The sequence below is a fragment of the Haladaptatus sp. QDMS2 genome (genome assembly GCF_029338295.1).
Lineage (GTDB): Archaea > Halobacteriota > Halobacteria > Halobacteriales > Halococcaceae > QDMS2.
On sequence record NZ_CP119792.1, the window covers coordinates 383,247 to 396,750 of the forward strand.

At 63.2% G+C, this 13,504-nt stretch carries 11 protein-coding genes; 7 read left to right on the forward strand and 4 right to left on the reverse strand.

The window, feature by feature from the left end; genetic code table 11:
• Nucleotides 1-31: 31 nt before the first annotated feature.
• Nucleotides 32-259 (reverse strand): hypothetical protein, encoded by a 228-nt coding sequence (locus P1M51_RS17755; protein ID WP_276248785.1) that lies wholly within the window; start codon nucleotides 257-259, stop codon nucleotides 32-34.
• Nucleotides 260-317: 58 nt separating this feature from the next.
• Entirely contained in the window at nucleotides 318-686 is a 369-nt protein-coding gene (locus tag P1M51_RS17760) for a hypothetical protein (protein WP_276248784.1), read from the reverse strand.
• 87 nt (nucleotides 687-773) lie between these two features.
• On the opposite strand from P1M51_RS17760, the gene P1M51_RS17765 reads away from it, so the two are divergent.
• From P1M51_RS17765 to P1M51_RS17780, 4 genes are all read left to right on the forward strand, one after another.
• Nucleotides 774-1,043 (forward strand): hypothetical protein, encoded by a 270-nt coding sequence (locus P1M51_RS17765; RefSeq protein ID WP_276248783.1) that lies wholly within the window; start codon nucleotides 774-776, stop codon nucleotides 1,041-1,043.
• A 57-nt stretch (nucleotides 1,044-1,100) separates the two neighbouring features.
• Nucleotides 1,101-2,234: an ABC transporter ATP-binding protein gene (locus P1M51_RS17770; RefSeq protein ID WP_276248782.1), complete on the forward strand. Its 1,134-nt coding sequence runs from the start codon at nucleotides 1,101-1,103 to the stop codon at nucleotides 2,232-2,234.
• Nucleotides 2,231-3,364, forward strand: a complete 1,134-nt coding sequence (locus tag P1M51_RS17775) for an ABC transporter ATP-binding protein (protein WP_276248781.1) — start codon at nucleotides 2,231-2,233, stop codon at nucleotides 3,362-3,364. The genes P1M51_RS17770 and P1M51_RS17775 overlap by 4 nt, the downstream gene beginning before the upstream one ends.
• A gap of 188 nt (nucleotides 3,365-3,552) precedes the next feature.
• A complete protein-coding gene (locus P1M51_RS17780) occupies nucleotides 3,553-5,448 on the forward strand; it encodes an ABC transporter ATP-binding protein (RefSeq protein ID WP_276248780.1) in 1,896 nt (631 codons plus the stop codon).
• Nucleotides 5,449-5,481: 33 nt separating this feature from the next.
• Here the strand turns inward: P1M51_RS17780 and P1M51_RS17785 are convergent, their stop codons facing one another.
• Both P1M51_RS17785 and P1M51_RS17790 read right to left on the reverse strand, forming a co-directional pair.
• Nucleotides 5,482-7,020, reverse strand: coding sequence for a sulfatase-like hydrolase/transferase (locus tag P1M51_RS17785; protein ID WP_276248779.1), 1,539 nt, complete (start codon nucleotides 7,018-7,020; stop codon nucleotides 5,482-5,484).
• Nucleotides 7,017-7,217: a hypothetical protein gene (locus tag P1M51_RS17790; protein WP_276248778.1), complete on the reverse strand. Its 201-nt coding sequence runs from the start codon at nucleotides 7,215-7,217 to the stop codon at nucleotides 7,017-7,019. The genes P1M51_RS17785 and P1M51_RS17790 overlap by 4 nt, the downstream gene beginning before the upstream one ends.
• A 94-nt stretch (nucleotides 7,218-7,311) precedes the next feature.
• On the opposite strand from P1M51_RS17790, the gene P1M51_RS17795 reads away from it, so the two are divergent.
• The 3 genes from P1M51_RS17795 (at nucleotide 7,312) to P1M51_RS17805 (ending at nucleotide 13,486) form a co-directional block, all read left to right on the forward strand.
• Nucleotides 7,312-8,556 carry an Nramp family divalent metal transporter gene (locus P1M51_RS17795; RefSeq protein WP_276248777.1) on the forward strand — a complete coding sequence of 415 codons (1,245 nt, stop codon included), beginning with the start codon at nucleotides 7,312-7,314 and terminating at the stop codon, nucleotides 8,554-8,556.
• Between the two features lie 84 nt (nucleotides 8,557-8,640).
• Nucleotides 8,641-12,354, forward strand: coding sequence for a heparinase II/III family protein (locus tag P1M51_RS17800; RefSeq protein ID WP_276248776.1), 3,714 nt, complete (start codon nucleotides 8,641-8,643; stop codon nucleotides 12,352-12,354).
• A 73-nt stretch (nucleotides 12,355-12,427) separates the two neighbouring features.
• Nucleotides 12,428-13,486 carry a Gfo/Idh/MocA family protein gene (locus P1M51_RS17805; protein WP_276248775.1) on the forward strand — a complete coding sequence of 353 codons (1,059 nt, stop codon included), beginning with the start codon at nucleotides 12,428-12,430 and terminating at the stop codon, nucleotides 13,484-13,486.
• Nucleotides 13,487-13,504: the final 18 nt, after the last annotated feature.

The following is a 13,504-nucleotide window of genomic DNA, read 5'->3' on the forward strand; positions in this document are numbered from 1 at the left end:
GCCGGAGACGACCGATGGTCGTTCGTCACAGTCACTTCGGCTGGCATCGCCGCAACAAGCCGCCAGTGACCGCGCCGACGACGGCGACGGAGATGAGGTCGAGAATCACGATGACGTAGGTTGCAGAATCGGGTTCGACGACGGTGAGCGAGATGAGCAAAAGCGGGAGCATGACCCCACAGAGGCCAAAGACGGCCCAGAGCGCGGATTCGTGGGCGCAGAGATTGTCGAACACCACCGCGCGGAAGCCTCGGTTCATGCTCATCGACTACACGGCTGGGCATGTAAAACGTGCTGTCGACTGGCGCAGACGGGAGTTAGGCTTCGAAGTCGTCGGGAAGCGTCCCCTTCCCGTCCCAGATGGCCTGCAGAAGCGAGGCGAAGAACGTAGTTCGCTCGGGATACTCGCCCTGTGGGGGCGTCGTCATGGGTTTCGCCGCGAGCGCCTCGACGAATTCGCCGGGGTAGTCCATCGAGGCGAGCGTCTCAGCGACGTCGAAGCGCATCGTGTTGTCCTCGTCTAAGTCGAGCCACGACGCGACGTTCGCTCGTTCGTCGTAGGTGACGGCGTACGTCTCGCCGCCGAGCAGCGTCTCGATGTCAGCGAGGTCGCCGACCCGAAGTTTGCCATCGTCTCGTTCGACGTACACCGTTCCGTCCTCGAGTACCGTGTCGTATCGATCCATCGTGGCTACACTGGAGGGGCGGACGCCATAAGCGTACTGTCCTGCGCTAGCACAACACTTAGATGGGAGTTTCTCGTTAGTAATGACATGGCATGGAATACGACACCCGCCGGACGCAGTGAAAGCGCCGGGTTGGTAGAGCGAGTCGTGGTGGCGCTCAGGCGCTCGTTTTTTCTCTCGTTCGCGACCTTCGGGGCGTTCCTCCTCGCACTCGGCTACACGTTCGAGTTGCTGTGGATGGTCGGCTACCCGGTCGAGGACGGCATCATCGCGGGAATGTTGGCCATCTGGGGAGCCACCGCGCTCTTCATCGGTGGCATCGGGTACGGCGTGTTGCGCTACTTGCGAAATTACTGATGACGGGACAACAATTATTGACACAGACGAAGAAACCAACACCCGAAGCAATGAGTGATGTTGTCAGTGGCCATGGGTGCCGACCCGCCGCCACAGTCGAATCCGTCCGAGGTGAATCGAGTGGCGCATAACCAGCGGTCGCGGACGGCGAGTCGCACGTCAGGGGATACCATCCTCGAACTGCGCGATGTGACGGTGCAGTTCGACATGGACCGTGGGCAATCGCGCGTCCTCGACAGCGTGAGCATGGACATCTATCGGGAGGAGATTCTCGGTATCGTCGGCGAGTCGGGGTCGGGGAAGTCGATGCTCGCCGCCGCCCTGTTAGACGCCGTCGTCGCACCCGGGATGGTGGAGGGAGACATCACCTACTACCCGCGAAACGGCGACCCGGTGGACGTGCTCAACCTTCGCAAAGACGAGTTGAAGAAGCTCCGATGGAACGAAATCTCGATGGTGTTCCAGGGGGCGATGAGTTCGTTCAATCCGACGATGAAGATTCGCGGCCACTTTGAGGAGACGATTCACGCCCATCGGGCGAGCTACGGAGAGCGGATGGAACACGCCTATCAGCTCCTCTCAGACCTCTATCTCGACCCGGAGCGCGTGATGGACGCCTACCCACACGAACTCTCGGGTGGGATGAAACAGCGGGCGCTCATCGCCCTCAGCCTGCTGCTCGAACCTGAGGTGCTGGTGATGGACGAACCCACCGCCGCTCTCGACCTGCTCATGCAGCGGTCGATTCTCACCCTGCTCGCAGACCTCCAGGAGAACTACGACCTCACCGTCGTGTTCATCACCCACGACCTGCCGCTTGTCGCGGGGCTGGCAGACCGCCTCGGCGTGATGTACGCCTTCGACTTCGTGGAGTACGGACCTTCCGCAGACGTCGTCGAGAAGGCGGCCCATCCCTACACCCGGGCACTGCTCCGATCGGTGCCGAGCGTTGACTCCTCGCTCGACGAGATGCGCCCCATCGAGGGGGAGGCCCCCGACCCGGTGAACGTCCCGTCGGGATGTTCGTACCATCCCAGGTGTCCGCTCGCGGACGACCACTGCGTCCAGAACGACCCACCCTTCGGCGACGTTGGGGCCGACCACGAGGCGGCGTGCTTCTATCCGACGGAGTCGCGTGAATCCATCGAGTACAGCCTGCTCACCGACGTAGAGGGGGTGCAAAATCCGTGAGTCGGAAGCCACTCGTCTCCCTCGACGACGTCGAGGTTCACTTCCAGACCGACAGCATTCTGGACCGGGTATTCAAACACGAGCAGTCAGTCGTGAAGGCAGTCGACGGCGTCTCCCTCGACATTTACGAGGAGGACGTGGTCGCGCTCGTCGGCGAATCCGGCTGTGGGAAAACCACGCTCGGGAAGACGGCGATTGGCCTTCAGCGCCCGACCGGCGGGGCAGTCAAATATCGCGGCCAGGACGTCTGGCAGGCCAAAGACGGAGCCGACCCAGACATCGAATACGAGGAGATTCGTCGGTCGTTGCAAATCATCCACCAGGACCCCGGGAGTTCGCTGAACTCGAATCGCACCGTCCTCTCCTGTTTGTCGGACCCACTCAAACGGTGGCAACCCGACATGGCCGCGGACGAACGCGAGTACCACATCCACCGCCTCTTAGAACGCGTGGGCATGAAGCCAGCAGAGGACTACGCAGGACGCTTCCCGCATCAGCTCTCGGGCGGGGAGAAACAGCGCGTCGTGCTCATCCGTTCCATGCTGATGGAACCGGACCTCATCCTCGCAGACGAGGCCGTCTCCGCGCTCGACGTGAGTCTTCGCGTCGAGATGATGGACCTCATGCTCGAACTGCAAGACATCGTGCAAACGTCGTTCCTGTTCATCGCCCACGACCTCTCGAACGCACGGTATCTGGCGGCGAAAGCAGACGGGCGTATCGGCATCATGTATCTCGGTAAACTCGTCGAGATTGGCCCGGCAGACGAGGTGCTCGCGAACCCACAGCACCCCTACACGAAGGTGCTCATGTGGGCGACGCCGCCGCTCGACCCCGAACTAGCGCGGAAGGCCCAGCGCACGAACCCACCGGTCAGAGAAATCGATATCCCGGACCCGAAGAATCCGCCGAGTGGCTGTCGGTTCCACAACCGCTGTCCGGAAGCCAGAGAGGCCTGTAAACGGCAGACACCGACGCTCATCGCGACCGACGAAGCGACGCAGGCGGCGTGTTTCAGACTCGACGAACACCACGAGTACTGGCAAAGCGCGCCACTCGACAGCGAGTCCGCGTCGGAGTTCGAGGCACTCGACGACGCGGACGGGACGGCCGTCGGCGGCGACGACTGAGGCTGGCACGGCCCTTCGAAGATTGCTCCTTTCCATACAGCTAATATCGAATCGTTCACAGGTTCACGGGTGGAGTGCCCTATCCGAGATGTATCACATACAGCAGCCGAGCCGACCCGACCTGCCCTCCCCGAACTGTAACCGTCGAACCGGCGCGGTGACGCGCCAGAGAGGAGCGGTGTTGCCCGATGGCGGCTAGAAGCAGAGAGGAGTTGCTCGTCGCGGAGCGCGAGGAGGTTGATTGGCCGATGCTTCGGTTGTTCCGGGAGTACGGGCGGCGATTTCCCGTCCCCATGGGCGTCGCCCTCGCTTCGAACCTCGTCTCTCCTGTGCTGGTGCTCGTGCCCGCTTACCTGCTCAAGGTGGCCATCGACTCGCTGTTCACGCAGGAAGCGCCGTTCGCCCTCCCGCTCGTTCCTGATGTGTGGCTGCCAACGACCACGGCCGACCAGCTCGTGTTGTTGTTCGGCCTGCTGGTCGCAACGTACGGCCTTCGCGCCATGCTCACGTGGACGGGCAGTTGGGGCTGGGCGCTGTTCGCAGAAAACGTCCAGCACGCGCTTCGGACGGACGTATATGACAACATCCAGTACCTCGGGCTCGAATTCTACGCCGACAAACAGACCGGCGAACTCATGGCCATTCTCGCGAGCGACGTGAATCGCCTCGAAGGGTTCCTGAACGGCTGGGTCGGGCGCATCATGAACATCGTCGTGCAGGTGGTGGCCATCGCCATCGTCATGACGGCTATCAACTGGGAACTCGCGCTCGTCGCGCTGTTTCCCGCGCCCATCCTCCTCGTGGTAAGTTACAAGTTCATCGAGAAGGTGCGCCCGAAGTACCGAGACGCCCGCGAGACGTTCGGCGAACTCGCCTCTCGGCTAGAGAACAACGTGAGTGGCATCGAGGTGGTGAAATCGTTCACGACCGAACCGTTCGAGTCAGAACGCGTTCGAGAATCGTCGGCGAATCACCGCGACGCCCGCTGGAACGCGCGGCGCTGGGGAGTGCGCTTTGGCCCGACGCTCACCTTCATCAACGGGTTTGGCTTCGCCTCCGTCCTCCTCGTCGGTGGCTGGTGGCTCCTCATCGGCCCGCCGCTGGTGTTCTCCGGGGCGGTCACCGTCGGCGTCATCGTCATGTTCTTAGACTACACGCGCCAGATTCAGGCGCCCATGTCCGAGGCGGGCGTGTTGCTCAACAACTTCGAGCGAGTGAAAGCCTCTGCAGAACGCGTCTACGTCCTCCGAGACTACCCCTCGCACATCGAAGAACGCGCCGACGCGATGGAGCTGGCGGGCGTCTCCGGCGGCGTGACCTACAAGGACGTGACCTTCACCTACCCCGACGGCGAGCAGGCACTGACGGACGTGTCGTTCGCCGTGAAACCCGGTGAAATGGTCGGCCTCGTCGGCCCGACCGGTTCGGGTAAATCGACGGTGATGAAACTCCTGTTGCGCTTTTACGACGTGGACACGGGGGCAATTCGTGTGGACGGCCACGACGTGCGCGACGTCTCGCTCACCAGCCTGCGTCGCTCCATCGGCTATGTCAGTCAAGAACCGTTCCTGTTTCCGGGGACGATTCGCGAAAATTTGGCCTACGGGATGGCCGCCACAGACGCGGAAATCGTCGCCGCGGCGAAGCGAGCGAACGCACATGAATTCATCAGCAAACTCGAAGACGGGTACGAAACGGAAGTCGGCCAGCGCGGGGCGAATCTCTCCGGGGGCCAGCGCCAGCGCATCGCCATCGCCCGCGTTATCCTGAAAGACCCCGAAATCATCGTCCTCGACGAGGCGACGAGCCACGTAGACAACGAGACGGAACTGCTGATTCAAAACAGCCTCGCCGAACTCATCGCAGACAAAACGACGTTCTCGATTGCCCATCGCCTCTCGACGGTTCGCCGGGCGGATCGCATCCTCGTCCTCGAAGATGGACAAATCGTCGAACGCGGCAGCCACGAACACCTGCTCGCCGCGGACGGCCTCTACGCGAACCTCTGGCGGGTGCAGGTGGGCGAGCTCGAGTCGTTGCCCGACGCGTTTCTGGAGGCCGCCCAGAAGCGAGACGCTCGCTGAGTGCGTGAGCACGCACCAGCAGAGAGGGAAGGGTCAGTTGGGAATGTCGAGGCCGAGTCTGCGATACTGATTTTCCGGCACGTTCAGTTCCGCGAGTGCCTCGTTCAGTAACGACCGCATCCGTGATTCGGTCGCGCTGTCCGTGCCCACGAGATCGGTGGTCTGTTCGGGGTCACGCTGCGTGTCGAACAGCATGGGCGTGTCCTGTCGGGCAAAGGATGGCCCCGAATACCGCCAGACGGGACAGTCGGTGAACGAGAGGAACTGGCCCGATTCTGCGTCCTGTTTGGGGTCGAGCGGTTTGAAGTTGCCTCGTGGGTTCATCATCGACGTCGAGTGGCAGACGGCGTCGACCGACTCGTCGCATGGGTGGAAGTAGGTGTACCGGCCGTCGGTGACGTTGACGCTCGACCCCCAGTAGCCGTAAAGCGCCCAGTCGCGGTGGGCATCGCGAGCGCCGGTGAGCAACGGGTGAAAACTTCGACTGTGGGCGTGGGCTCGAATCGGTGCGTCGAGGGCGTCGAGAATCGTCGCGTAGAGGTCGACCGCGGTGGTGAGCGCATCGACCCGCTCGCCGTTGTGCGCACCGTCGGGATACCACACCAGCAGGGGCGTCCGCGCGATGACGTCGTAAAGCGGCGCGCGCGGTTTCCCAATCCAGCCGTGTTCGCCGAGATAGTGGCCGTGGTCGGCCGTCACGACGACCATCGTGTCGTCCCACGCCTCAATTTCGTCGAGTGCATCGAGAACGCGTCCGAACCAGCGGTCGACCATCGTCACCTTGCCGGCGAACTGCGAGCGGACGAACGCGAGTTCGCGGCCGGACAGTTCTGCGAGTCCTTCGTCGACACGACCGTAGTGGGGCCAGAAGGTCAGCTCCGGGTCGCGTGGGTCCTCCTCCGTGTACATTGAGGCGTAGGGTTCGGGGCAGTGGAACGGTTCGTGAACGTCGAAGCTATCGACGTAGGTGAACCACGAGTCCCAGTCGCGGTTCTCGCGGAGCCATCGGGCCGTGAAGTCGAACACCTTCGGCGCGAAAAAGTCGGCCTCGTCGGTCTGGTCGAAGCGGGAGACGTTGCGGGCGTACTGCGCCCGGTTGATGTATTCGAGGCCGTCGGCCGGCCAGCGGTCGGGGTCGGTGGTCTGACGGAGGAGGGCCTCGTCTTCGGGAATTCGAGGGGCCGTCCGCCAGGCGTCCGCCTCGTGGCCGCGGATGAACTCGAAGCCGTGGAAGTCCTCGTAGTAGCCGTGGGCCCCGTGCTGGAAGTAATGGTAGTGGTCGGTGACGAGTTGGGTCAGCACGTCCGCCTCGCGGGCCGCCCGCGGAAGGGTGACGTCGTAGGCTTCGACCGGTCCCCACGGCCGCCAGAGGAAGTCTTTGACCCCTGTGAGCCACTCCCGGCGGGCCGGCATGCACGCGAGACTGCCGACGTAGTGGCTGTCGAAGACGGCCGCGCGCTCGGCGAATCGGTCGAGATTGTCCGTTTGGACGTCGAATTCGACCGACCGGCCTCCATAGCAGGTGAGGAAGTGTCGCGAGAGGCTATCGATGGAGATGAACAGGACGTTCATGGCTCCGTCACTCCGACCGACCGCAGGATTTCGGCGTGCGTTTCCCCCGTATAGAGCGTTCCGTCGACCGCCAACATCGCCGACTCGTAACAGCGTCCACATTCCCAGAGACAGGGCCGCGCTTCGCACACCGTGGGCAACGAACCGCGCACCGCACGCGGGACGTTGTCGATGCAGTACTCGATGAGGTCTGGCATGTGAACGGCTACCAGTGCAAGGTGCATATAGCTGTGCGTCAGGGTCCGGGCGACCGGGAGATTGATTGAAGTATCTTCAATCCGTTGACTGGTTATGGATTGGTCGAACGAAGAGGCGGCGACCGGTCGGTGGACCCGGCTGGCGACCCGCCTCGAACAGCTCGGGCCGGCGCTCGTCCTCGCCGCCGTCGTCGTCGGGCCCGGGAGTATCGCACTGAGTACCATCGCCGGCAGCCTCTACGGCTACCAGTTACTCTGGGTGCCCGTCGTCGCGACGACGTTCATGATCGTGTACACCTGGATGGCCGCCCGAATCGGGCTGGTCACCGGCAAGACGCTGTTTCAGGCGACGCGCGAGCGGTTCGGAGCCACAGTTGCCACCCTCGGCGGCCTCGCGGGCTTCCTCACGATTCTGGCGTTTCAGGCCGGAAACACGGCGGGAATCGCCTTCGCCGCGAACGCGCTGTTTGGCTTTGACGTCCGCCTCTGGGCGTTGCTGTTCACCGCCGTCGCCTTCGGCTTCGTGCTGTTACCGAACCTCTACGACAAACTCGAACTGCTCGTCAAGGTCGTCGTCAGCGTCATGCTCGTCTCGTTCGTCGGCACGCTCGCGCTCGTGGGCATCGACTTGCAGGCGGCGGCCGCCGGCCTCGTTCCCGGCTTTCCCGACCGGGCGAGCATCTTCCTGACACTCGGGATGGCAGCCACGACGTTCTCCATCGCGGCGGCGGTCTACCAAACCCACCTCATGCGCGAAAAGGAGTGGGGTCCAGAGCGTCTCGGCGTCGAGGGTGCAGACACCGTCATTGGCATCGCCCTCCTCGGCGGCATCGCGATGGTCGTCCTGCTCACGAGCGCGAGCGTCATCCACGGGACGGGCGACGCCGTATTCTCGGCACAGGCGATGGCGAGTCAACTCGAACCACTCGCCGGGCCGGGCGCGTTCTACCTGTTCACGATTGGCTTTTTCTTCGCGAGTCTCTCCTCGCTCGTGGTGAACGCGCTCATCGGGGCGACGCTCCTCGTGGACGGCCTCGGCAAATCGCCAGCGATGGACGGCCGCCCGGTCAAACAGTGGACGGGCGTGGCGATGGCGGTGGGACTCGCCGTCGTGGTGCTGTTCGGTGGGTCCCCCGTCGAACTCCTCCGCGTCGCCCAGGGGCTCGCAATCGTCGCGTTCCCAATCCTCGGCTTTCTGGTCCTCGCGCTCGCCAACAGCGAGCGCCTCATGGGCGACCACACGAACGGAACAGTCGTCAACGCTCTCGGCGCGCTCGGCTATCTCGTCATCGTCGCCATCGTGGGGAACTACCTGCGTGAAGTGGTCACCGCACTCTGAACACGGCGATAGCTCGGTGACGGAGGTTGTCAACGAGAATTGATTGGATAAATATAAGGTATCGGGGCAGTTCATTGTTTGTGAATGTCACGCAATAGCAATGGTGATTTCGACACTGACCAGCCCGCCGAACCGACGACCGACACCAGGCCGCCGTCGTCTATTCATCGACGCTCGTTTCTCGCGGCGACAGGGGTGCTTTCGCTCGGCGCGCTCGTGCCAGCTGCTTCGTCCGTGGGTGCGGCGGAACCCGCGGACACGCTGAACGCGAAGACGCGAACCACCATCTGGACCGCGGCGATGCGCGAGAACGCCCGCCGCAACATCGACCGTTACGAGTGGGCGCGCGGGGAGCGAGACAGCGCCGTGGCGCTCGCAGACGATTATTTGGACCGATACAGTTTGGACGACCTCTGGAGCCTCGTCACTTCCCAGAAGATTCCGCGCTCGGGCGGGACGCGCGGGGAGCGAAGCGCCCTTGGGGGCATCTCCGACCCGGGGACGACCCGAGCGTGGAAGATGATTTCCGCAGACGGCTACACCCTGCCGACCAACGACTTCGCCGCCTACCGCGAGAGCGGCCTCGACGACCGTGGGATGTTCGACCCGACGCTCGCCGACGACTCGTTGCTTGTGAACGAAGAACACCCCGAGATGGGCGAGGGCTGGGGCGTCGACGACGGGTACGGCTGGATTGACGAAGCCGGCGACATCATGGGCCCAGGGACGCGACTGAACCTCGTCGCCTATTACAATCACTGGCACGTCTGGCGGCCCGGGGGGATATTGCGCATCGTCCGCGCACTTTCCCGGGCCTACCTGTTCACCGGCGAGCAGCGCTACGCGCGGGCCGGGACAGTCCTGCTCGACCGCATCGCCGACGTGTACCCCGAAATGACCATCGCGGACTACCAGCAACCAGACTACTGGAACAACCACGGCGGCCGACAGACCGGGAAGGTCATCGGCGGTGGGTGGGAACCGAATCTGGTTCGGGACATCCTGCGGGCGTACGACGCCTTCTTCCCCGGACAGGAGGGAGATGCTGAACTCGTCACCTTCCTCCAGTCGAAAGTCGAGCAGTATCCCGGACTCTCCGCGAAAGATTCGGTCGAGAAGATTCGTTCGAATATCGAGGACGGCTTCGTCAGGCAGATGCTCCCGGCGGCGAAGAACTCACAACTCGTCCTCACCCGGGGTCAACTCAGCACGGTTGCCATCTCCGCCCGCGTCCTCGACGAGCCAGACGGCTACACGAGAGACGCCCTCGACTACATCTATCGCCCCGGCGAGGAGAAGTTCGTCGGCGACGTGTGGAACGAGGAACCGGAAAACTGGATTACGACGGGCGGCAACATTCTCGCGCCGCTCGTCGATTCGGTGGACAGAGACGGATACTTCAACGAGACGGCTCCGCTCTACAACAGTATCCGACAGAGTTCCATCCGGCAGGTCGCAGACGTGCTCAAGGGCTACGATGCCTTCTCGGGGTCCGACCTCTACCAGCACCCGAAGTTCAGACAGACGCTGCTCCAGAACGCCCACCTCATCCTGCTCGACCAGCACACGCCGGAACTCGGCGATACCCACGTCCAGGAGTCGGGCAACTATCTGAACAAGGCGAGCATCACGAACGGCTTCGACCTGACCGGAGACGACATCTACGCCCAACTCTGGTACTACCTGAATGGAGATACGACGACCGGCATCCGCGGCGGCATCTTCGAGTCGGAACCGGAAACTGTCGGTGACCAGGTGCAGGAAATCATCGACGCCGATGGGCCACTCGACCTCCCGAGCGTGAACCTCGCGGGATACGGCTTTGCCGCACTGCGCGACGGGAAAAACTACCTCATGCGGGACATCGGCGCGGTGCAGTACGACTTCCTCTCGGTGCCCATCGTCGAGAGTTCAGTCGGGACGAAACGTTTCGAAGGCAGCGGCGTGATTCAACTGGAAGCCTACGACGCAGGCGAGCACATCACCTTCGAGGTGGAGGTGGCTGACGCAGACAGCTACGCCCTCGAATTCACCTATTTCGAGGCGACGAGTTACGGCATCTACGACGTGCTCGTCGATGGGGAAGTCGTGGGCCGCCACGACTTCTACTCCCCGCAATCGGGGATGCACGGCGAGTTCGACCGGTTCGCAGCCGACGTGAACCTCTCCACAGGAACCCACACCATCACCTTCCGAAACGTCGGCAAGCATCCCGACTCCTCGAACTACAAGTTCGCGGTCGGCAAACTGCGCCTGCTCGACCCTGCGGCACAGGAGGCGCTCGCCGAAGTCGAGGAGAAGGGCAACGCGAAACGCGCCGTCTGGCTCTACTACGGCCGAAACAGCCTCGGCGCGGGTGGCACGTTCCACTCTCACCGCGACACGCTGAACCTCGGCGTCGCGGCCCACCAACTCGAAGTCTCCCCCGACCTCGGCTACCCGGAGGAGACGGGCCACTGGCCGAAACGACTCAACTGGACGGCGAACACGGTGAGCCACAACACCGTCACTGTAGACGAAGAAACGCAGCACTCTGCCTGGTCCGGCCTGCCCCGACACTTCGACGGGGGCGACGAACGCGTCCAACTCGTCGACGTCGAAGCGCCCGAAGTGTACCCGCAGACCGACGAATACCGCCGAACGACGGCGCTCGTGAACGTGGACGACCAGCGGTCATACGCGGTCGATTTCTTCCGCATCGTCGGCGGCGACGACCACGTGTTCAGCTTCCACGGCTGGGTCGGCGACGTGGAGACGACGGGTCTCAGCCTCACCCAGCAAGCAGGCGGATCCTACGCGGGCGAAACCGTTCCATTCGCAGACCCCACCTACAACGAGACGGTTGGAAGCGGCTTCAACTACCTCGACAACGTCGCTCGCGACGACGATCCAGCCACGAAGGTGAGCGTAGACTGGGACATCGAAGACTACTGGGGCGTCCGAGCAACCGACGCGGATATTCGCCTTCGCCTCACCTCATTCGGCCCGTTCGACGAGGTGGCGCTCGCGGACGGCCACCCGCCACAGCGCGAAGGGAACCCTGACCACCTTCGCTACGCCCTGCTCAGGCGGTCTGGAACCGCGCTCGAAAGCACGTTCGCGTCACTCATCGAACCCTACGAAGGCGAGCGATTCGTCCAGTCGGTCGAGGAAGTCCCCGCCGTCCCCGAAGACGAGACGAACGGGACGGCGCGAGCTCTCAAAGTCACATTGACGACGGGGCGAACCGACTACGTCGTCTTCACGACGGCTCCGCAAACGACTCACACGGTGGACGAGACGTTCGACTTCCGCGGATTCTTCGGCCTGTACTCGACGGAAAACGGTGAGTCCGAGTACGCCTACGTCAACGACGGCACCCACCTCGAACCGCTCGGGGAGAAGCCACTCATCAACCAGCCCGCGGGCCGCGTCCGCGGGTTCGTCGAGGAGTTCACGAAGGGAATGAAATTCGACAACGAACTCGTCGTCCGCGTGGCCGACCGCTACCAGAACAGAATCGACGACATCTCGGGGTGGGCGTTCGTCGATAACGACGGCAGCGGCGGGTGGCGAGGCGACGACGACCCCGAGACGCCCATCTGGGGGCGCGGCAAGCGCGGCCTCGGAAACGGGGCGTACGAAATCAAAGGCGTGAGCGAGCGAGCGGAGAATCTCGTCACCCTCGACGTGGGCGACCAGACATTCGTCCGGCAGTTCGAAGACCCGGACCAGCTCGAAGCCGGCGGCTACGAGTACATCGTCGAAGCGGGCGACGACGTGCTCATCCCACTCACCGCTGTCTGGAGTCGGGACTGAGGGCGGAGGCGTCCCCACCTTCCGAACGACCGCGACGCAAGCATACAAGTACCAGTTGTGAGTATGACAACATATGACAGCTGTTACTGTCGCCTTCATCGGTACCGGACCGAATCCAGAGAATCCGCAGTGGGGAACCAGTGCGGCGATGGCCTACCGCCACGCCCGCGCCTACGACCACCTCGACCAGTGTACACTCGTCGCCTGCGCCGACCTCGTCCGCGACCACGCCGAAGCTTTCGCCGAGGAGTTCGGCTTCGACGCCGTCTACGAGGACTACGGCGAGATGCTCCGCAAGGTACAGCCGGACATCGTAAGCGTCTGTACGCCGGTGCCGACCCACGCGCCCATCGTCACCGACGTCGCGGCGAGCGGCCACGTCCGCGCCATCCACTGCGAAAAACCGATGGCGAGTGTCTGGAAGGACTGCGAGGAGATGGCCGCCGTGTGCGACGAACACGACGTACAGCTCTCGTTCAACCACCAGCGCCGATACGCAGAAGAGACGGAGACGACGAAACGACTGCTCGACGACGGCGAACTCGGGGACATCGAACGGTTCGAAATCGGCGGCCTCAACCTCTTCGACTTCGGCAGCCACCTCATCGACCTCTGTAACTACTTCAACGGCGAACGCCCCGCCGAGTGGGCGCTTTGCCAAATCGACTACACGGAGGAGAATGTCCGCTACGGGACGCACAACGAGAACCGCGCGCTCGCGAGTTGGGCGTACGAAAACGGCGTCAACGCACTGCTCGCGAGTGGAAGCGACGCGGACCTCGTCGACTGCCTCGTCCGCGTGTGCTGTACCGGCGGAACGGTCGAACTGTGGCCGGACGACGGCGAGGCGACCATGCGCGTCCGCCGAACCGGCGAGGAAGCGTTCGAGGAGTACGAGTGCGACGAGCGCCAAATGATTCTCGGCGCAATCGAAGACGTGGTCACCAGCCTGCAGGACGGCACAGAACCCCTCGTCTCCGCGGCGAACGTGCTGAACGCGAACGAGATTATCTTCGGCTGCTGGGAGTCGGTCAGACAGCACGGGCGCGTCGAATTCCCGATCGACATCGACGACAACCCGCTCGAATCGATGGTCGAAGACGGGACTTTCACGCCTGCTCCCAAGAAGTGAGTTGCGAGCTGAGGTGAA

Coding starts and splice junctions, on each gene's coding strand:
- P1M51_RS17780 (WP_276248780.1), top strand. CDS start 3,553: ATGGCGGCTAGAAGCAGAGAGGAGTTGCTCGTCGCGGAGCGCGAGGAG.
- P1M51_RS17790 (WP_276248778.1), bottom strand. CDS start 7,217: ATGCCAGACCTCATCGAGTACTGCATCGACAACGTCCCGCGTGCGGTG.
- P1M51_RS17760 (WP_276248784.1), bottom strand. CDS start 686: ATGGATCGATACGACACGGTACTCGAGGACGGAACGGTGTACGTCGAA.
- P1M51_RS17755 (WP_276248785.1), bottom strand. CDS start 259: ATGAACCGAGGCTTCCGCGCGGTGGTGTTCGACAATCTCTGCGCCCAC.
- P1M51_RS17805 (WP_276248775.1), top strand. CDS start 12,428: ATGACAGCTGTTACTGTCGCCTTCATCGGTACCGGACCGAATCCAGAG.
- P1M51_RS17785 (WP_276248779.1), bottom strand. CDS start 7,020: ATGAACGTCCTGTTCATCTCCATCGATAGCCTCTCGCGACACTTCCTC.
- P1M51_RS17800 (WP_276248776.1), top strand. CDS start 8,641: ATGTCACGCAATAGCAATGGTGATTTCGACACTGACCAGCCCGCCGAA.
- P1M51_RS17765 (WP_276248783.1), top strand. CDS start 774: ATGGCATGGAATACGACACCCGCCGGACGCAGTGAAAGCGCCGGGTTG.
- P1M51_RS17770 (WP_276248782.1), top strand. CDS start 1,101: ATGTTGTCAGTGGCCATGGGTGCCGACCCGCCGCCACAGTCGAATCCG.
- P1M51_RS17795 (WP_276248777.1), top strand. CDS start 7,312: ATGGATTGGTCGAACGAAGAGGCGGCGACCGGTCGGTGGACCCGGCTG.